This is a genomic window from Porphyromonas pasteri (assembly GCF_014647755.1).
GTDB classification, from domain to species: domain Bacteria; phylum Bacteroidota; class Bacteroidia; order Bacteroidales; family Porphyromonadaceae; genus Porphyromonas; species Porphyromonas pasteri.
This window is the reverse complement of record NZ_BMPU01000001.1, coordinates 281,937-300,344: the sequence shown is the minus strand read 5'-3', so window position 1 is coordinate 300,344 and position 18,408 is coordinate 281,937. Positions and strand designations below refer to the sequence as shown.

The following is an 18,408-nucleotide window of genomic DNA, read 5'->3' as shown; positions in this document are numbered from 1 at the left end:
TACTCTCGGACTCTCTATATCCACAGAAGTATAATCACAGAGGCCACCACCCTATCCCGTCTCAGGGATTAGGGTGGTGGCTTACCCCTCAATTTATATCAATAAAGAAGTGTCTCAACACCAAGCCGAGACGAAGAAGGTGACGACCCTCCGTCTGGCAGCTATGAAGGCTCAGGGTGAGCCAATCTCGATGCTCACAGCATACGACTATACGATGGCACGTCTCCTCGACGCTGCTGGTATAGATATCCTCCTCGTCGGAGACTCTGCTGCCAATGTGATGGCAGGCCATACCACGACCCTACCTATTACTCTCGATCAGATGATCTACCACGGTGCCTGTGTAGTCCGTGGAGTCCAGCGCGCCTTTGTCGTCGTAGACATGCCCTTCGGGAGCTATCAGATCAGTCCTGAGACCGCTCTCGCTTCGGCTATCCGCATCATGAAGGAGACGGGTGCAGATGCCGTCAAGCTCGAGGGAGGTACGCACCTATTCAGTACAATCAGTCAGTTCACAGCGGCAGGTATTCCCGTCGTTGGTCACCTTGGTCTCACGCCTCAATCTGTACATCAGCTCGGAGGCTATGGACTTCAGGGTAAAGAAGGTGCTGCCGCAGATAAGCTCTTTGAGGAAGCACTCGGGCTGGAGCGTGCAGGCTGCTGCGCTGTAGTACTTGAGAAGGTACCCGCCTCTGTCGCAGCACGTGTAGCTCAGTCCCTGCAGATACCCGTCATCGGTATCGGGGCTGGTAGCGGTGTCGATGGGCAAGTCCTCGTCTCACAGGATATGCTCGGTATGGAAGACCGCTTCACCCCAAAGTTCCTCCGCCGCTTTGCCTCACTCGGAGAGGAAATCAAGCAGGCCGCTGAGGCTTATATCACCGCAGTCAAGGAGCGTAGCTTCCCCTCTGATGCAGAGTCCTACTAACAAGCAAGGAGGTCACGGGCTATGAAGTTCGCTCATCTTGTTGATGTCAATGACTTTGTCAATTGGTGTGATTACCTCGGGACACTGGCCTTTGCCATCAGTGGTATCCGTCTCGCAGCGGGGAAGGGGCTAGACTGGTTCGGGGCCTACGTTGTGGGCTTCGTAACTGCAGTCGGAGGTGGTACGATACGTGACATTCTCTTAGACATCAAGCCGTTCTGGCTTGTCCAGCCATCCTATCTGATCATCACGGCCCTTGGGCTTATCTTCACGATCATCTTCCGACGCCAAGTCGTCCGCCTCAATCACTCCCTCTTCGTCTTTGACGCCATCGGCCTCGGGCTCTTCGTAGTCGTAGGTGTCGCTAAGTCCTATGCCGCGGGCTTCCCTTGGTGGGTTGCAGTCATCATGGGCACGGTCACAGGCTCTTTCGGAGGGCTTCTGCGCGACGTACTGATCAACGAAACGCCCCTGATCTTCCGCACAGACTTCTATGCCTCGGCCTGCGTCCTTGGCTCAATCATCTATGTCCTTATGGGGCGCTACTCAAGCCTACCCATCGAGTGGGTGCAGTTCATATCCGCCATCTCGGTATTCATCTTCCGAGTACTTGCGGTAGTCCTGCATATCCAGCTACCGACCTTCAATCCTAAGCTCACGGAGAAGAGCGAGCAGGAGAAGGGGGTAAGCTAAGCCCATAATCCATATCTTTGCCCTATATGAGGAGTATCTCTCCTCACATACTCTACCATTATGGCAAGTCAAAGAACCCTGAAGAAAGAGATCATCGCAGAGGTTATGCGCCTCTTCGACGAGGCTCTTATCATCCGTGCCGTCTCTGGGAGCGAAGCGATGCAGGCTGAGATCGAAGACCTGATGGACGACATTATGGTCTTCACCGACGACAGTCTCCGCCGCGTCACGCATCCCAGTGGCAAGCATAACCCTCAGCTAGTGAAGGCTTACTACAGAGACCTTCGTCACTACATCATCACGAATCTCACGAGCTTCTCAGAGCGCCTGGACGACTTCGTCGAAGGTCTATAGCGCTTGACTTCATCCCATAGTATCCCTATACAATTGCGAAAGAAAATAGCTCAGAGCCTGCTTCGTCTCTTTGGATGGAAGGTCATTCCCCACCCTGGCAAGCAGCCTGAAGGGAGCATCATCTGTGTCGCTCCACATACTAGCAACTACGACTTTCCCCTCGGGCTTCTCTATTCTTGGGCCGCTGGCTTCGACTCCGGCTTCCTGATGAAGAGCGATTGGTTCTTCTTCCCCTTAGGCCCTATCTTCCGAGCCTTAGGTGGTATCCCTGTCAATCGCAAGGAGCGCACCCAGACCGTGGAGCGTCTGCAAGAGCAGCTCCGACAGAAGGGACAGATGCACCTTGCTATCACCCCCGAGGGTACACGCTCTCGAGGAGAGAAGTGGAAGAGTGGCTTCTACCATATTGCCGTCGCAGCAGGCCTTCCCATCGAGCTCGCCGTCATTGACTACGGCAAGAAGGAGCTCGGTATATTCGAGGTCTTCTACCCCACAGGCGATATGGAGCAAGATCTGGCGACGATACGTAGTCGATACGATAAATCCCAGGCAAAGTATCCCGAGCAATTTACTCCCTAAGTCTTATGGCAAATAGCTTCCCTGCTCCCCTACGAGTCAGCGCAGTACAGTGCAGTATCCACTGGAATGATGTCTCGGCTAACCTCCAGCTCATCAAGGGCCTTATCCGAGATCATGCTGCGACGAGTGATCTCATCGTCTTCCCTGAGACGATTACTACGGGCTTCTCAAGCGAGGCGGCGAAGCTTGCTGACCGAGAGCAAGGCGAAGTCTACCAGACCCTCCTCCGACTCTCTCACGAGTACAATGTCGCTCTCGCTGGGAGCTACCTCAGTGAGGTCAAGGGAGTCATACATAATCTCTTCTTCCTCATTGAGCCCGATGGGAAGGTACAGCTCCAGGCAAAGCGTCACCTCTTCGCCCCTGGAGGAGAGAAGGAATTCGTCAGCTCTGCTACCAGCCGATCCATCTTCACATTCAAGGGCTGGCACATCCTCCCCATCATCTGCTACGACCTGCGCTTCCCCGTGTGGTGCCGCAATGTGTCGAACGAATATGACCTTATCATCGCTGTAGCCAACTGGCCACGCCCACGTCGTGAGGTCTTCCGTACCCTCCTTCGTGCCCGTGCTATGGAGAATCTCAGCTACGTCATCGGCGTCAACCGTGTAGGCGAAGATCCTAACCACCTCGTCTATTCGGGTGACTCTGTCATCATTGACCCACGTGGCAAGGCTCTCGTCGAGGCTGAAGAAGGAGCAGATACTGTCATCACAGCAACACTCGACTACGGCCCCCTTCAGGACCTTCGGCAGAAATTCCCCGTCTGGGCTGATGCCGATCCCTTCCTCCTACAGATCTAACTCACTCCTATAAAAGAACAATCCCCATGAGTGCTATCACCACCCAAGAACGTATCGCCGAAGCTCTCCTTCAGGTAAAGGCCGTAAAGCTTCAGCCCGACTCTCCCTTCACCTGGGCCTCTGGCTGGAAGTCTCCCATCTACTGTGACAACCGCGTCACCCTCTCCTACCCTGAGGTACGCACGCTGATCAAGACGGAGCTTGCCGAAGCTATCCGCCGCGAGTTCGATGCTCCCGACGTCGTCGCTGGGGTTGCTACTGGGGCTATCGCTCAGGGTGCCCTCGTCGCCGACCTGCTGGGTCTACCCTTCGTCTACATCCGCCCCGTAGCTAAGGACCACGGTATGGGCAATCAGATCGAAGGCGAGCTACCCGCAGGAAGCCGTGTCCTCGTCGTCGAAGACCTCATCTCCACTGGTGGTAGTAGCCTAAAGGCTGTGGATGCTATTCGTCGTGCAGGATGCTCTGTCCTCGGTATGGTCGCAGTCTACACGCATGGCTTCCCTCAGGCAGAGCAGGCCTTCGCCGAGGCAGACGTTCGCCTCGTGACTCTCAGTTGCTATGACGCCGTCATCCGCCAAGCACTCGCTACGGGCTACATCTCAGCTGAAGACGAAGCGCTCCTCAAGGAGTGGCGCAAGGATCCAGCCGCTTGGACCGGCAAGAAGTAAGCCCTACTATTATCTCATCATCCGACAAATTCATGTCCGACTACGTAAGTTCTATCAAGGCTATCGCCGCACCTCGTACCCGAGTATACCAGCGTCTCTCAGACCTGAGTGGCCTGGCTAATATCCAAGACCGCCTCCCCGAAGAAGCACGTGAGAAGATCACCATCGAGCCTATCGATAGTGATAGCTGCGCCTTCGTCGTCCCTGGGGCTGGGCGTCTCGTGCTCCGTATCATCGAGCGAGAGCCCGAGGGTACGATCAAGCTGGCGACCGAGCAGTCTCCCATTGACCTGACCCTCTGGATCCAGCTCCTCGAGCCTGCACCAGGGGATACGCGTCTGCGTCTCACCCTCCGTGCTGACCTCAACTTCTTCATGCGCAAGATGATTGGGAGCAAGCTCAATGACGGGGTAGAGAAGCTCGCGGAGATGCTCACCATGATCCCTTACAACTATTAGTCCTCTAGTAGCCCCACCGATATGAGCAAGTACCTGCTATCGCTCTGTGTGGGGCTACTCTTTTTTTCTTGTACCTCCACGACCGAGACACCACTCCCCAAGACATCGGTATACTATGAGGTACCGCTGCAGCTCTCACAGTATCGTACGCTACTCTCCCCTGGGGGAATAGCCCTCATTCCACACTCGACCATCGCATCAATGCGTGCAGGACTCGCAGGTCTGGCCGTCGTCCACGCCATAGACCGCGAAGAGTACTACGCCTTCGACTTGGCTTGCCCCGTAGAGCCTGCACCATGGGCTCAGCTCCAGCTCTCAGGGCTTGAGCTACGTTGCCCTAAGTGTGAGAGTCACTTCGACCTACTCTCAGGGACGGGTCGCCCACTCTCAGGCCCAGCACGAAGCCCACTGCGTAGCTACCGCGTACAGCGACTCTCTCGACAGGACAAGCTCCTCGTCACCAACTAACTCCACACCTCGCTATGGAGCTCTCCTCTTGGCTTATCATTGCCTATACACTGACGGTATTAGGGGTCATCGGGACGGTACTCAGTGAGAACCGCAATCCGCTCAAGGCCTCTGCATGGATCCTCATCGTCGGGCTCATCCCCGTCTTTGGGATCATGGTATATATCGTCTTCGGCCAAGACCAGAAGCGTCTGAATAGCATCAACCGCCGCTTCTATCGGAGGCTCATGCTCAAGCCGCAGCGACTCTCCCTCCCCAAGCATCTGCTGAAGAAGCGGCAAGCCACAGAAGAACACCAGCGACTCATCGAGCTCGTCGAGCGCAACTCTGACAGCCCCCTCCTCCAGCTCCAGTCCCTCGACATCTATGCCTGGGGAGCAGACATGTACGAAGCTCTCTTCGCCGACTTGGAGCAAGCCGAGGAATACATCCACCTGCAAGCCTATATCTTCGGGGCAGACGACGTGCTCGACCGCCTGACGGACATCCTCCTTCGTAAAGCCGAAGAAGGCGTCACCATCCGCATCATCTACGACCACCTCGGCTCATACAACGTCCCCTCCTCCTACTGGAAGCGCCTACGTCGTGCGGGGATCCAAGTCTACGCCTTCATGCGCGTGGCCTTCCCACTCCTCTCTACCACGGTGAACTATCGCAATCACCGCAAGATCGTCGTCATCGACGGCTCCATTGGCTATGTCGGCGGGATGAACTTCGCCCAGCGCTACCTCACGGGCTCAGAGCTCGGACGCTGGCGTGATACCCACTTCCGCATCACGGGGGTAGCCGTAGCAGGGCTCCAAAGCTCCTTCCTCATCGACTGGTACGCCGTCTCACGCAAGGTCATCAACGTAGACCGCTACTTTGATCCTGCGACTGAGCCAAACGAGTATTCTCCTTCGGTACAGTTCGTCCAAGGTGGACCGATTAGCCACTGGCGCACTATCGAGCAAGCGATCATCTACATGATCTCGCGAGCCAGCCATAGCATCTGCATCCAGACGCCCTACTTCCTCCCGACGGAGAATCTCAACAACGCTCTTACCACAGCAGCTCTTGCGGGTGTGAAGGTCGAGCTGATGCTCCCTCTCAAGACGGACTCGCGCCTGACGACCTTCGCTGCTAACTCTTACCTCACACAGCTCCTCGAAGCGGGGGTGAAGATCTACCAATACACCGACGGCTTCCTCCACTCCAAGCTCCTTCTCGTTGACGATCAGATAGCGACTATCGGCTCGGCCAACATGGACTTCCGTAGCCTGGAGCACAACTTCGAGATCTCGGGGATCATCTACGACTCGGGGACAGCCAAGCGCCTACGTACGCTCTTCGACCAAGACAAGATCTCCTGCCACCGCCTGACCTACGAGGAGTGGGAGCAGCGTGGGCGGATGGTTCGCTTTGCAGAATCCTTCATGCGCCTCTTTGCCCCCCTCCTATAGAGACCTTCATTTCCTACATCATAGTATAAGGCTGACTCCCGATTTCGGGGAGTCAGCCTTATAGCATTTTATCTACCTACAGTAGTACGTGTTAGTCGCCTTCTTTCGGGAAGGGAAATCGAAGTAGTACTGGTCAGCGAAGTGATCAGTACTGGTTGAAGCGCGAAGCAGTACTGGTTCATATATGTGACCAGTACTGGTCCATTCGCCGAGCAGTACTGGTCGCAAAGCCCCTCAATACTATCGCCTCCCAGCCATAGCGCGAAGTCACTTCGCAGAGCAATATCTATAGCCGATTTATCAGGAGAGAAAGCCTGGTCTTTCGTGAGAAGAGATGAGTGCTTCGCCCGCAAAAAACTATGCGCCGAGGAGCGAAAATTCCCCTATAAGTGCGCATTATTGACTACCTTTGTGCCCGTAATAGATGAACTTATAAGAAACAGATGCAAGACATTCGCAACATAGCGATTATCGCTCACGTCGACCATGGTAAGACGACGCTGGTAGATAAGATGCTTTTAGCCGGTAAGCTCTTCAGAGATGATAAGGCTGCCGAAGTAGATACGTACCTCGATAACAATGACCTCGAGCGTGAGCGTGGGATCACCATCCTCTCCAAGAATGTCAGCATCCGCTATAAGGACGTCAAGATCAACATCATCGATACCCCAGGCCACGCCGACTTCGGTGGCGAAGTAGAGCGCGTACTCAACCTCGCCGACGGTTGCCTGCTTCTCGTCGATGCCTTCGAAGGCCCTATGCCTCAGACGCGCTTCGTCCTGCAGAAGGCCATCGAGATGGGGCTGAAGCCCATCGTAGTCATCAACAAGGTCGACAAGCCCAACTGCCGCCCCGAAGAGGTACAGGATATGGTCTTCGACCTGATGTTTAGCCTCAACGCCAGCGAAGAGCAGCTTGACTTCGAGACCATCTATGGCTCGGCTAAGCAGGGCTGGATGAGCAAGGACTACAAGCAGCCTACCGAAGATATCACCACCCTACTGGATACCATCCTCGAGCAAATCCCCGCTCCTACGCAGATCGAAGGCCCAGCACAGATGCTCATCACCTCGCTGGACTACTCCTCCTATGTCGGCCGTATCGCTGTAGGTCGCGTACACCGCGGTACCTTCAGAGAAGGGCAGGAAGTAGCCCTCTGCAAGCGCGATGGCTCGATCGCAAAGATGCGTATCAAGGAGGTCAATATCTTTGAAGGTCTTGGCCGAACGAAGGTAGATAGCGTCTCCTCGGGCGACATATGTGCGCTGGTCGGTATCGAAGGCTTTGAGATTGGTGAGACGCTCACGGACGTAGCTACGCCCGAAGCGCTCGAGACCATCGCTGTCGATGAGCCTACGATGAGCATGCTCTTCACCATCAACAACTCGCCCTTCTATGGGCGCGAAGGGAAGTTCGTCACCTCCCGCCACATCCACGACCGCCTGATGAAGGAGCTGGATAAGAACCTCGCCCTGCGCATCGAGCCTGCGGAGACCGCAGATAGCTGGATCGTCTACGGTCGTGGTGTCCTCCACCTCTCCGTCCTCATCGAGACCATGCGTCGCGAAGGCTACGAGCTGCAGGTCGGTCAGCCTCAGGTCATCATCCACGAGATCGACGGCGTCCCCCACGAGCCCATAGAGCTTCTCACGGTGAACCTCCCCGAGGAGTCTGCGAGCAAGATCATCGATGTCGTCACGCGCCGTAAGGGTGAGATGACAATGATGGAGACGAAGGGTGACCGTACGTTCCTCGAATTCCACATCCCTTCACGCGGTATCATCGGGCTCAACAACTACGTCCTCACCGCTTCGGCTGGTGAAGCCGTCCTTGCCCACCGCTTCCTCGAGTATCAGCCATGGAAGGGCGACATCGAGCGTCGTAACAACGGCTCGATCATTGCTCTCGAGACGGGGACAGCTTACGCCTACGCCCTCAACAACCTCCAGAGCCGTGGTCGCTTCTTCATCGCTCCACAGGAAGAAGTCTACGCTGGTCAGGTCGTCGGTGAGCACACGAAGGAAGGTGACCTCGCCGTCAATGTCTGCAAGAGCAAGAAGCTGACGAATATGCGTGCTTCGGGTAGCGATGATAAGGTATCATTGGCTCCTCCCGTAGTCTTCAGCCTTGAGGACGCGCTGGAGTATATCCGCCCCGACGAATATGTCGAGGTCACACCCGTCTCGATGCGTATGCGTAAGATCATCCTTGATGAGACCGAGCGCAAGCGACAGAATAGACAGTAACACTACACACGGAGTGATCATGACCTCCTAAGACAAGACGACTGGCGTACCCCCTCCCCTACGAGAGGATGTATGCCAGTCGTATTGCTTTATCGCTTATCTTAGTAGGGTCTTTCTCTATAAGCTAACTAACTACACTAACCCTTATCTCTTTTCAGCGAATGAAAGCTCTACGCCTCAGTTTGCTCCCCCGCATCATCATAGCGATCGCCCTGGGTATCGGCCTCGGGCTCATCGTGCCTGATGGGGTGACGCGACTCTTCCTGACCTTCAATGCGATCTTCTCGCAGTTCCTCGACTTCGCCATCCCGCTTATCATCGTCGCTCTCGTAGCCGAAGCTATCGGGAGCATCGGCCATAGCGCGGGGAAGATGCTCCTGCTGACCGTAGCTATCGCTTATGGCTCTACGGTCTTCTCTGGCTATCTGGCTTACTTCACGGGGAATGCCATCTTCCCGCAGCTCATCGAGGCGGGGCAAGTAGACCAGCTACAAGCGGGTCCCGAAGCCCTTACGCCCTACTTCACCATCGCAATGCCTCCCGTGATGGGCGTCATGACGGCGCTTATCTTGGCCTTCGTCCTTGGTCTTGGCGTGGCACATCTGGAGTCTACGGCGCTCAAGAACGTGATCATCGATGTCAAGGATATCGTCTCGGGCGTCATCGAGAAGGTCATCATCCCGCTCCTCCCACTCTATATCCTCGGGATATTCATGGAGATGGCCAGCAGTGGCAAGGTCGTTGGCGTGCTCATGGTCTTCATCAAGATCATTGGAGTGATCTTCGTGCTCCATATCTTCCTACTGCTCCTTCAGTTCACTATCGCAGGGCTGGTGCAGGGGAAGAACCCCATCCGTCTGCTCATCAATATGCTTCCCGCTTACTTCACGGCACTGGGTACGGCTTCGTCTGCAGCGACGATCCCCGTGACGCTTGCCCAAGCGAAGAAGAATGGCGTCAGCGACGGGGTAGCTTCCTTCACCGTACCTCTCTGCGCTACGATCCACCTCGCGGGCAGTACACTAAAGATCGTCTCCTGCGCTCTTGCTCTTATCCTGATGCGTGGCGGGACGTATGACTTAGGTATGTTCACACACTTCATCCTCCTGCTTGGGGTGACGATGGTAGCAGCTCCTGGCGTGCCTGGCGGCGCTATCATGGCGGCGCTGGCCATCCTCCAGTCCATCTTAGGCTTCACGGTCGAGGAGCAGGCGCTGATGATCTCACTTTATATCACAATGGATAGCTTCGGCACCGCATGTAATGTTACCGGCGATGGCGCCATAGCCCTCGTCGTCGATAAGCTCTTAGGGCATAAGGCCAGACCAGCGCAGGAAGGAGGTGAAGTACGTGACAGAGAATAAGGCTGCACGCACCGAAGGAGTCCTCAAGGCACTCCGCACCTACCGCGCTGAGCAAGGCCTCAGCGCGCCCTTCCCTACGCTCTCCGCGGCACTCTTCGACATGGATGGCGTGCTCTTCGATTCGATGCCCGCGCACTGCCGTTCGTGGGTGCAAGCCGCTCACGAGGTAGGCTTGCAGATGAGCGAAGAGGACGTCTATTGGTTCGAAGGCCAGACGGGTAGCTACACGATCAAGCTACTCTACCAGCGTACTCTCGGCCGCGACGCCTCCCCCGAGGAGACGAAGTGGCTGTATGAGCGCAAGACACAGCTCTTCAACAAGTACAATTCGGGCAAGACACTCCCTGGTGTCGAGCTGGTACTCGCCGAGCTCTCCGACGTGGAGCGCCTTGTCGTCACAGGCTCTTCGCAAGCCTCGCTCTTGGGGCGGCTGGATGAAGCCTTCCCCAAGGTCTTCTCCGAAGATCTTATGGTCACAGGCAAGGACGTGCGCCGTGGCAAGCCTGACCCCGAGCCCTACCTGATGGGCTTGGAGAAGGCTGGAGTAAGCGCTGCCGAGGCCTTCGTCGTGGAGAATGCCCCCATGGGTGTGCGGGCGGCCGTCGCTGCAGGCATCTTCACCATAGCGGTGAATACGGGCTTGCTTCCCGACAGCGCTCTTGCTGACGAAGGTGCACACCTCGTCTTCGACTCGATGCAAGAGCTCTCCGAAGCGCTGCCCATCCTGCGCACGCACTGGACGCTCCCCGTGTAGCCTCGCTGGGGGAGAAGAGGTGGAAGGCCCTTCTCTTACTTTTCGTCCCTCGCTAAGGCGCCCAAGCCCCCGCCTTCTTCCTATGAAAGCATGGCGAAAAAACGCTGTGCGCACAGCGATAAATTTCCGTATATGCGGAAATTTATTTTCGTATATACGAAAATCCCCCTGCGCATATACGGAAGTTTCCGGCCGTATATACGGAGATCTCATCCCCTTGATTATCAAAAGAAAAGAGGGTGCAAAGGAAGTATCCTTCCCTTGCACCCTCTTGTGCTAAATGAGCCGAGGCCGAAGCGCCTACTTGAGGCTGGGCTTGGCGTACTGTAGATTCGGCAAAGCCTTGCTGCCGTCGGGCGTGGTGATCGCCGCGGCGAACATCCACTTATTCAGCCGAATCTCGGGGAGCGTGAAGCGCCCAATCGGTAGCTTAATCAGAATTTGATTCCAGCCCTTCTGCAGCTGGATCTGTAGGGGTGGGCGCGAAGCTGCGTTCTCGTTGGCAAGGGGAAGATCAATGTTGCGCTGCCCGACAGCATTCTGCCAGCGGGGAGGCGCGATAGCTTCTCCATTGACCCACAGACGGCTGCCCTTATAGTCCCACGTACCTTGCGGGGGAGCTACGTCAGCCTCCGAACGGCTATAATTCTGCGTCTCGAAGATCAGGCCTGCCGTCGTGGCGGCATCGCTGTGCACCCAAGCCGTAGCGTAGACAGTGCTATTCTCCGATGCGTTGGGGACGAGGCCGTAGCAAATATCTCCCCACGTGTGACGGAGATAGACACCCGAACCTCCGCTGGTGCGCTGGTAGGGGTAGGCTTCTCCACCCACCTCGGCAGGCGGAGCATACTGGTGCGCCTTCATCTGCTTGAGGTACTGCTCTTCGGGCAGGTACGAGGCTGCAAGGTCGCCACCGTTGGGATAGGCGGGGCTGACATACCACTGGGCATGGCTCTGCGCCACGTAGGGGAAGGGCTCGCTGGCGAAGACACGATCCTTATGCCACAGGAGTCTACGCTCGAAGTCCACAAAAGCCTCTCGCGTCTCGGGGCTCGCTTCGGGAGAAAGCGCTGCGGTCGGAGCGTTGAAGTATCCCGCACCGCCTCCAAGCCAAGCGCGCTCGGCCAAAGCAAGCATATTGGGGTAGACGGCATTCTCCTGCATGATAGTGCGAGGAGACTCCACATAGCGGTCATTCCATACGGCGAGTATCGCCCCCATCACGTTCGTATTGCTCGCCGTGACGCCGAGGATCTTACTGCTGTAGAGCATCTGGATATCGGCGAAGAGATCGTAGTGATTGAGGTAATGGTAGCGACTATCGATGGCAGGCGTGCCGTACACGATGCGTCCCTTTGAGCTCCATAGGTGGAGGAGGTCGACTTCCTTACTCTTGAAGGGCCAGCCGGGGTTCCATGCGATAGCCTTCTTTCCAAGCGAACGAACGTGCTCGACCATCTCAGGGACGAAGAGCTTATCCGTGAAGTCTGTCTCATCCGTACCCAAGTGAATGTAAGGCACATCAAGACTCTCGGCCAGCTCCGTAAGGATGTCCTTGACGACGCGCTTGCCCTCGGGCGTCTGCATATCGAAGCCCATGGCTCGCGAGAAAGCAGAGCTGTGCCCCGGCATATCGATCTCGGGGATGAGCGTGATACGTAGCTCCTTGCACAGGCGTGCCAGATCTTGTAGCTCCGAGAGGGTGTAGAACTTCCCTGGCATACGTGTCGTGTGGCGAGCCTCCGTCAGCTGAGGATAGCGCTTGCTCTGCAGTCGCCACGCTTGATGCTCGGTGAGGTGCAGGTGCAGCGTATTGACCTTGTATTGCGCCAAGAGACGTACCTGCTTCTTCAGCTCTTCCATTGGGATGAAGGCACGGCCGAGATCGTGCATAAGGCCTCGCATGCGGAAGGAAGGCCAGTCGATGATATCGCACGCCTCCAGCTCGCCCTTCTTCTCTGCCGAGATGAGGAGCTGCTCTAAGGTCTGCAGGCCACGATACAAGCCGATACGCTCGAGTGCATCCACGTAGATACCATCCGATCCGATGCGAAGGCGATAGGCTTCCTCCTTATTGAAGTAAACCTTGGGGAGCGAGGGTACGATCGAGGTACGCACCACGATGGGGCTACGCGAATCGATGGCACAGCCGTTCCGCTGAAGTATTTCCTTCAGCTCGTCCTGTAGATACAGCCCCTCGGGCTTAAGACGGTTCGTACTGCACTTCCCCGCGTGCATCTCCAGATGCTGGGGACGAGGAAGAAGCTTATCTACCGACGCCTCGGCACTTGCCCTGAGGAGTAGGCAGCCACTTAATAATAGTATGTAATGCTTGCTTGTCATAGGCGGATTAATTCGATGCAGATAGAGATATCATCATCTCATATTAAAAGGCAATAGAAAAGGGGATGTGTCGATTGGCACATCCCCTTTTCTTTCTTTGAGCCTCTTGTCGGATTCGAACCAACGACCCCGAGATTACAAATCACGTGCTCTGGCCAACTGAGCTAAAGAGGCAGGTGGGTAAGCGATCTATATCGCACCGCTACAACCTAATACCCTTGCTGCGATCAAGCCCTGGGGGAGTCAAAGGGAGCTGGTCGTATAGGACTTACCCAGTGCAAAAGTAGTATAAATATCCGAAAATGCAAGAGGGCGCCTCTGGGAATGCCCCCAGAGACGCCCTCTGTAACGTGTAATTAGTTGTCGGCGGAGCTATGCTAGTCCTCGATAGCCTCATCGGCTTCGATCTCGACATCGTCCCAATCGAACTCCAGGTCGCCATCTTCGTCATCCCATTCTTCTTCGAAGTCTTCATCTTCTTCATCAAAGCTGGGGAGGTCATCATCATCATCAAAGGTGAGGCTTGTGACGTCAATAGATTGCTGGATGATAGACTCGGTGCGGTGCTTCGTCTCACGATTAAGCTCCTGCCACAGGAGGTCCTTCAGCTCGGTGAGTCCTTGGTGAGCAGCAGCAGAGATGAAGCAGATTGGTAACTCTTGGGGGAGCTCCTTGTGCAGCTCATCAACGATCCAGCCCTGGATCTCCTCATCGATCAAGTCACACTTGGTGATGCAGAGGACCTTTCGCTTCTCCGTGAGCTCAGCATTGTACTTGACCAGCTCACTGAGGAGGAGACGATACTCTGCAGCGATATTCTCCGTATCGGCTGGGATCATGAAGAGGAGCAGAGCGTTGCGCTCAATGTGACGAAGGAAGCGCAAGCCTAAGCCACGCCCTTCTGCAGCGCCCTCGATGATACCAGGGATATCTGCCATGACGAAGGAGCGGTCATCACGATAGCGCACCATGCCGAGGTTAGGCTCCAGCGTCGTGAAGGGATAGTTCGCGATCTTGGGCTTAGCTGCAGTGATGACAGAGAGGAGCGTGGACTTCCCTGCATTAGGGAGACCAACAAGACCGACATCGGCGAGCATCTTGAGCTGGAGGATGACGGTGCGCTCCTGAGCAGGCTCACCTGGCTGGGCATAGCGTGGAGCTTGGTTGGTAGGTGTCTTGAAGAAGGTATTCCCCTTACCGCCACGACCGCCCTTGACGAGAAGCTCCTGCTGCCCGTGGCGGTTGAGGTCCATGATGAATTCCCCCGTGAGGGCATCATAGACAGCGGTGCCTACGGGGACCTCTATGATTTGGTCCTCACCATCACAGCCCGTGGAGCGGTTTCTACCACCACCGCCCCCGCTTGTCGCGATGACATGGCGCTGATAGCGCAGGTGGAGGAGGGTCCAGTAGTTCTCATTGGCGCGGATATAGATGTCACCACCACGACCGCCATCCCCGCCATCAGGGCCGCCCTTGGGGATGTACTTCTCTCTACGGAAGTGCGTAGAGCCTCGGCCGCCCTTACCTGAGCGACAGTAGATCTTGACGTAGTCTACAAAGTTTGATTCTGCCATAGTGGCTCTCGTCTTCTAGGATTAATGTGGTACAAAAATAAGGAAAGGCACGTGTCTGAAGTCTGGTCAGCCGATTCACCCGTGGGTGAGAAGCGCCACGCTCCAGGCACTATGCCTTGTCCTCCAACCAATGAGGCTGGGCTACATGCTGGTGGTCTTGTCCTTAGTTCAGGGCGTTGACGACCTTAGCGATGCGTGCCGTGATATCAGCGATAGCGCCGCTACCTTCGATGGCGTGGTGCACCCCCTTCTTAGCGTAATGCTCAGCGATAGGAGCCGTCTGAGCGTGATAGACATCGAGGCGCTTCTGGATAGTCTCGAGGTTGTCATCGCTACGACCGCTCTCTTCACCGCGCTTCAGCAGGCGCTGGATGAGTTCGTCTTCGGCGACCTGAAGGTCCAGGACAGCATGTACAGCAGTCCCGTGCTTGGCGTAGAGCGCATCCAGCGCTTCGGCCTGAGCTACAGTGCGGGGGAACCCGTCGAGGATAAGCCCCTTCTTGGGCTGGCGCTCCTGGAGTACCTTCTCGATCATGCCGATGATCAGGCTGTCGGGGACAAGCTGACCGGCATCGATATAGCTCTTGGCAGACTTCCCCAGCTCACTACCCTGCTTGATCTCTGCGCGCAGGAGGTCGCCGGTGGAAATGTGATCGAACCCGAACTGTTCGATAAGGACTTCACTCTGTGTTCCCTTGCCAGAGCCTGGTGCTCCGAAGATCACTAAATTAAGCATCGTTGTCTCTAAAGTATGATTAGTCTTTTAGTTGATAAATATCTCTGAACATGCGACCGTAGTCATCGTAGTCAAGCCCATGACCGAGGATGAACTTATTCTCGATCTCCATCGCTACGTAGTCCGTGTGGACGTCACACTTCAAGGCCTCGGGCTTGGAGAGCATCGCAGCGATGTGGACTTCCTTAGCGCCCAGGCTATAGAAGTGCTTCTGTAGATTGTACATAGTGAAGCCCGTGTCGATGAGGTCCTCGACGATGACGACGACACGCCCCTCGAGGGACTGCGTCACAGGCATCACTTCCTTGAGCTCAAAAGTACTCTTGGTCCCCTGGTAGCTGCTATAGCGAGCAAAGGCAACCTCGAAGTCTTCGTCGATAGCGTACATGAGCTCGGAGGCAAACATGAATGAGCCATTCATGATGCAGACAAAGAGCGGGTCACGATCTTTAAAGTCAGCTTTCAGGCGTTCCCCGAGCTTCTTGACTGCCTGGCCTATAGTCTTGGCATCAATATAGGGCACGAAGGTAAGCCCCTTGAGTACTATTTCTCTCATTGACGGATGTTACTTAACTCTACGGTTTACTTATTAAGAAGCCACAAAGTTAGCATTATTATATCAGACGTAACGCACACACGGAAGAGGAAAGCACGAGGGCTTGCAGTAGCCTACATACAAGAGAGGTAAGTACAAGCAACATGGGGTAAGTGATCAATGATCACTTACCCCATGTTGCTTCCTTACTATAGTGGTGGTCCCACTTGGGCTTGAACCAAGGACTCCCTGATTATGAGTCAGGTGCTCTAACCGACTGAGCTATAGGACCAGTGAGAGAAAACTCTCATCTTACTCGGCTGAGTACTATGTACTTTGCCCCGCAAAGGTAGAGATAATCGCCCTATTCGCCAAATCAAACCACCCTTGAGGCGCGTATCTACAGTGCCCCTTCACCATTCACGATAGCGAAGAGAAAGGGCGAAAAGAGTCTTCGTCGGGCGCACATCACGCTGCTGATGCTCATGCTGTACACGCCCCTCGATCTGCCAATGCGAACTCAGACGATAGCGCATCCGCCCTCCGAGTACAGCTCCCTTACCATATAATAGAGTCGCACCATACTCACCTCGTAGCATCGGCGTCAGCGTATAGAGCCGGCTATCCCAGCTGGAAGCATCGAAGGCATCTGCTAAAAGATCCAGCTGTAGCCGTTCGGAAGGAGCCCATCGCAAGCGCCCCTGTACAGCCCATCCCGAAGATGCGGCTCCACGAGCATAGAGGAGGGCAAGGCGAGGTTGCCAAGGACCGAGATCATACGCCCCCTCAAGCTTGAAGCGATGACTATCCTTTCGCCCCCGATAGTGTAGTCTCAGACTTGCCTCACGCTCTATCTGGAGACTGGTCATCAGGCCATAGCTCACAGCCGAATGTGCTACATTATCTCCCAACCTCTGCGAGTAGGCTCGGTAGGCATCGAGATAAAGGAGGGTTGGCCCTAAGCTACTGAAGGGAGTAAGCTGTAGTTGTAGACGACCACCATCCTCACTATGCGGACGGAGTGCATGCGTGCCAGCTCGCCCATAATAGGTCCAGTAATGGGCCCCGATATGCCAGAGGGAGAGCCGAAAGTCCGCCCTGCTTCCTTGGAGATGGGAGAGGTGCTGGATGAAGGCCCACGCTGAGCGAGAGGTGTAGGCCGCCTCACCACTAAGGCGCAGGTGACCTCGGAGCGTCTGATAGCGGTAGGAGAAGCTCCAGGCGGCATAGCTTTGCAAGCCCTCCAGCGTCGCATCACCTTGACTCCCTGGTGGGTGCCTTAGTCGATCTCCTTTCCAATCTTGATACATCCCCTGCAGTGACAGCTCAAGATCGGGGGCACGATATTCGATCCATCCACCATAGAGACGGGTCAAGGCTTGCCGACGTGCCGCCCAAGCCACCTCTGTCGTATGCAGTCCCGTCTCCGAGAGCGCAGTAAGCAAGCCCTCGTCAGAGCGGTGTGCGTCTATACGACGATGAGAGGCGAAGAGTCCCAGGCGGCAGCTTCCCACGCGAAGCATACCAGCTGCCCCGCGGGAGAAGTCGCTCTCAGTCATACTCCTCACAGGACGCACACCCGTACCCTGGCGTGGGGTCAGTGAGAGGAAGCTCAGCGGGAAAGCTCCTTGCGAGAGGATCAATCCACTACCACGTGCCACGCGGTAGTCACCCAAGACAAGGGTCAGCGCGCGATGCTCCAGTTGGGCATGCAGGCTATAGGCATCAAATCCTCGGTGCGCCCCCCGTCGCCAAGGCTCGCCATAGTCCTTCTCCCCCGCGATGAAGAGGCTCAGGCTATGGGGCGTAGCATAGCTATAGCTTAGCCGTAATGCATCCTCCGAGCCGAGAAGTGGCTTCTTCGAAGCAAAGCCGGTGCTACTACGCTTACCATAAAAGATACGAGCCTCGTGGGTGGCTTCTAACGTATTTCCCAGCAAGGGGCGCTCCTCGGCTATGGGGCGACAGACTATGACGGGGCGTAGCAGGGCGATGAGCGAGAGACTCCAGCCTGGTACCAACTTCAGCTCTGAGAGTTCATGAAAAGCCTGATGATCGGTACGATAGCGGACGAACTGATAGATCTGATAGTCCGAGAGCATCGGGAGTCGACGTAGCTCCTCCTCTCGGACGGAATTAATGTCCAGCGGGGCTCGCCGTAGCTCGTCATAGAGAGCTGCCGCTTCGTGCGCCTCTTCTTCGGTAAGCAAGCCCACCTGCAGCTGACTCTCGATAAAAGCTTCCCAGCCCCCATCCGAGCGGAGGCTATCCGTAGGCGTCTGAGCTTGGAGTGAGCTGAGTAGTGCACTTAACCCCAAGAGGAGCAGGGCTACACTACTCCTTATAAAGGGGGTGATGACATGAGGAATCATTGCGCTCATGGTGGTGATATTAGGGTGCTTGTGTGGGGCACTCTTCTTGTAAAGGTACTGAAAGTGTAGCACAGTCTCTTGAGGC

17 protein-coding genes and 2 tRNA genes are annotated in these 18,408 nt (G+C 55.7%); 12 read left to right on the top strand and 7 right to left on the bottom strand.

The annotated features are described in order from the left end of the window. Positions 1-109 precede the first annotated feature (109 nt). The 12 genes from panB to IEX77_RS01180 all read left to right on the top strand — a co-directional run bounded on the left by panB (position 110) and on the right by IEX77_RS01180 (position 10,760). Positions 110-928 carry a 3-methyl-2-oxobutanoate hydroxymethyltransferase gene (gene panB, locus IEX77_RS01235; RefSeq protein WP_188807350.1) on the top strand — a complete coding sequence of 273 codons (819 nt, stop codon included), beginning with the start codon at positions 110-112 and terminating at the stop codon, positions 926-928. Positions 929-949: 21 nt separating this feature from the next. Then, positions 950-1,621, top strand: a complete 672-nt coding sequence (locus IEX77_RS01230; RefSeq protein ID WP_009433005.1) for a trimeric intracellular cation channel family protein — start codon at positions 950-952, stop codon at positions 1,619-1,621. Positions 1,622-1,681: 60 nt separating this feature from the next. Next, entirely contained in the window at positions 1,682-1,975 is a 294-nt protein-coding gene (locus IEX77_RS01225) for a hypothetical protein (RefSeq protein ID WP_060936124.1), read from the top strand. Between the two features lie 33 nt (positions 1,976-2,008). Then, entirely contained in the window at positions 2,009-2,554 is a 546-nt protein-coding gene (locus tag IEX77_RS01220; protein WP_188807349.1) for a lysophospholipid acyltransferase family protein, read from the top strand. Between the two features lie 5 nt (positions 2,555-2,559). After that, entirely contained in the window at positions 2,560-3,357 is a 798-nt protein-coding gene (locus tag IEX77_RS01215) for a nitrilase-related carbon-nitrogen hydrolase (RefSeq protein WP_188807348.1), read from the top strand. A gap of 26 nt (positions 3,358-3,383) precedes the next feature. Next, a complete protein-coding gene (pyrE, locus tag IEX77_RS01210; protein ID WP_060936126.1) occupies positions 3,384-4,028 on the top strand; it encodes an orotate phosphoribosyltransferase in 645 nt (214 codons plus the stop codon). Positions 4,029-4,060: 32 nt separating this feature from the next. Continuing rightward, entirely contained in the window at positions 4,061-4,486 is a 426-nt protein-coding gene (locus IEX77_RS01205; RefSeq protein WP_188807347.1) for an SRPBCC family protein, read from the top strand. Between the two features lie 21 nt (positions 4,487-4,507). Beyond that, positions 4,508-4,954: a Rieske (2Fe-2S) protein gene (locus IEX77_RS01200; protein ID WP_188807346.1), complete on the top strand. Its 447-nt coding sequence runs from the start codon at positions 4,508-4,510 to the stop codon at positions 4,952-4,954. A 14-nt stretch (positions 4,955-4,968) separates the two neighbouring features. After that, a complete protein-coding gene (gene cls, locus IEX77_RS01195; protein ID WP_060936129.1) occupies positions 4,969-6,396 on the top strand; it encodes a cardiolipin synthase in 1,428 nt (475 codons plus the stop codon). Between the two features lie 443 nt (positions 6,397-6,839). Beyond that, positions 6,840-8,642: a translational GTPase TypA gene (gene typA / locus IEX77_RS01190; protein WP_060936130.1), complete on the top strand. Its 1,803-nt coding sequence runs from the start codon at positions 6,840-6,842 to the stop codon at positions 8,640-8,642. 161 nt (positions 8,643-8,803) lie between these two features. Continuing rightward, the gene (locus IEX77_RS01185; protein WP_060936131.1) at positions 8,804-10,006 is read left to right on the top strand and encodes a dicarboxylate/amino acid:cation symporter; all 1,203 of its coding nucleotides are present in this window, start codon (positions 8,804-8,806) and stop codon (positions 10,004-10,006) included. Then, on the top strand, positions 9,993-10,760 hold the full coding sequence (locus tag IEX77_RS01180) for an inorganic diphosphatase (RefSeq protein ID WP_188807345.1): 768 nt from the start codon (positions 9,993-9,995) through the stop codon (positions 10,758-10,760). Before IEX77_RS01185 ends, IEX77_RS01180 begins: the two co-directional genes overlap by 14 nt. Positions 10,761-11,060: 300 nt before the next feature. Here the strand turns inward: IEX77_RS01180 and IEX77_RS01175 are convergent, their stop codons facing one another. The 7 genes from IEX77_RS01175 to IEX77_RS01145 form a co-directional block, all read right to left on the bottom strand. Next, a complete protein-coding gene (locus IEX77_RS01175) occupies positions 11,061-13,103 on the bottom strand; it encodes a family 20 glycosylhydrolase (protein WP_188807344.1) in 2,043 nt (680 codons plus the stop codon). 100 nt (positions 13,104-13,203) lie between these two features. Beyond that, positions 13,204-13,277: transfer RNA gene (locus tag IEX77_RS01170), tRNA-Thr, on the bottom strand. A gap of 203 nt (positions 13,278-13,480) precedes the next feature. After that, positions 13,481-14,680, bottom strand: a complete 1,200-nt coding sequence (obgE, locus tag IEX77_RS01165) for a GTPase ObgE (protein ID WP_188807343.1) — start codon at positions 14,678-14,680, stop codon at positions 13,481-13,483. A 163-nt stretch (positions 14,681-14,843) separates the two neighbouring features. Continuing rightward, positions 14,844-15,416 carry an adenylate kinase gene (locus IEX77_RS01160; protein WP_188807342.1) on the bottom strand — a complete coding sequence of 191 codons (573 nt, stop codon included), beginning with the start codon at positions 15,414-15,416 and terminating at the stop codon, positions 14,844-14,846. 19 nt (positions 15,417-15,435) lie between these two features. Beyond that, positions 15,436-15,972: a phosphoribosyltransferase gene (locus IEX77_RS01155; protein WP_060936135.1), complete on the bottom strand. Its 537-nt coding sequence runs from the start codon at positions 15,970-15,972 to the stop codon at positions 15,436-15,438. A 194-nt stretch (positions 15,973-16,166) separates the two neighbouring features. Next, a tRNA-Ile gene (locus IEX77_RS01150) sits at positions 16,167-16,243 on the bottom strand. Between the two features lie 121 nt (positions 16,244-16,364). After that, positions 16,365-18,332, bottom strand: a complete 1,968-nt coding sequence (locus IEX77_RS01145; RefSeq protein ID WP_188807341.1) for a helix-hairpin-helix domain-containing protein — start codon at positions 18,330-18,332, stop codon at positions 16,365-16,367. Positions 18,333-18,408: the final 76 nt, after the last annotated feature.

Excerpts from the sequence above, each read along its gene's own strand:
- typA (WP_060936130.1), top strand. The coding sequence starts at position 6,840 with ATGCAAGACATTCGCAACATAGCGATTATCGCTCACGTCGACCATGGT.
- IEX77_RS01145 (WP_188807341.1), bottom strand. The coding sequence starts at position 18,332 with ATGAGCGCAATGATTCCTCATGTCATCACCCCCTTTATAAGGAGTAGT.
- IEX77_RS01155 (WP_060936135.1), bottom strand. The coding sequence starts at position 15,972 with ATGAGAGAAATAGTACTCAAGGGGCTTACCTTCGTGCCCTATATTGAT.
- IEX77_RS01185 (WP_060936131.1), top strand. The coding sequence starts at position 8,804 with ATGAAAGCTCTACGCCTCAGTTTGCTCCCCCGCATCATCATAGCGATC.
- cls (WP_060936129.1), top strand. The coding sequence starts at position 4,969 with ATGGAGCTCTCCTCTTGGCTTATCATTGCCTATACACTGACGGTATTA.
- IEX77_RS01200 (WP_188807346.1), top strand. The coding sequence starts at position 4,508 with ATGAGCAAGTACCTGCTATCGCTCTGTGTGGGGCTACTCTTTTTTTCT.
- IEX77_RS01175 (WP_188807344.1), bottom strand. The coding sequence starts at position 13,103 with ATGACAAGCAAGCATTACATACTATTATTAAGTGGCTGCCTACTCCTC.
- IEX77_RS01215 (WP_188807348.1), top strand. The coding sequence starts at position 2,560 with ATGGCAAATAGCTTCCCTGCTCCCCTACGAGTCAGCGCAGTACAGTGC.
- IEX77_RS01230 (WP_009433005.1), top strand. The coding sequence starts at position 950 with ATGAAGTTCGCTCATCTTGTTGATGTCAATGACTTTGTCAATTGGTGT.
- IEX77_RS01205 (WP_188807347.1), top strand. The coding sequence starts at position 4,061 with ATGTCCGACTACGTAAGTTCTATCAAGGCTATCGCCGCACCTCGTACC.
- pyrE (WP_060936126.1), top strand. The coding sequence starts at position 3,384 with ATGAGTGCTATCACCACCCAAGAACGTATCGCCGAAGCTCTCCTTCAG.
- obgE (WP_188807343.1), bottom strand. The coding sequence starts at position 14,680 with ATGGCAGAATCAAACTTTGTAGACTACGTCAAGATCTACTGTCGCTCA.
- IEX77_RS01225 (WP_060936124.1), top strand. The coding sequence starts at position 1,682 with ATGGCAAGTCAAAGAACCCTGAAGAAAGAGATCATCGCAGAGGTTATG.
- IEX77_RS01160 (WP_188807342.1), bottom strand. The coding sequence starts at position 15,416 with ATGCTTAATTTAGTGATCTTCGGAGCACCAGGCTCTGGCAAGGGAACA.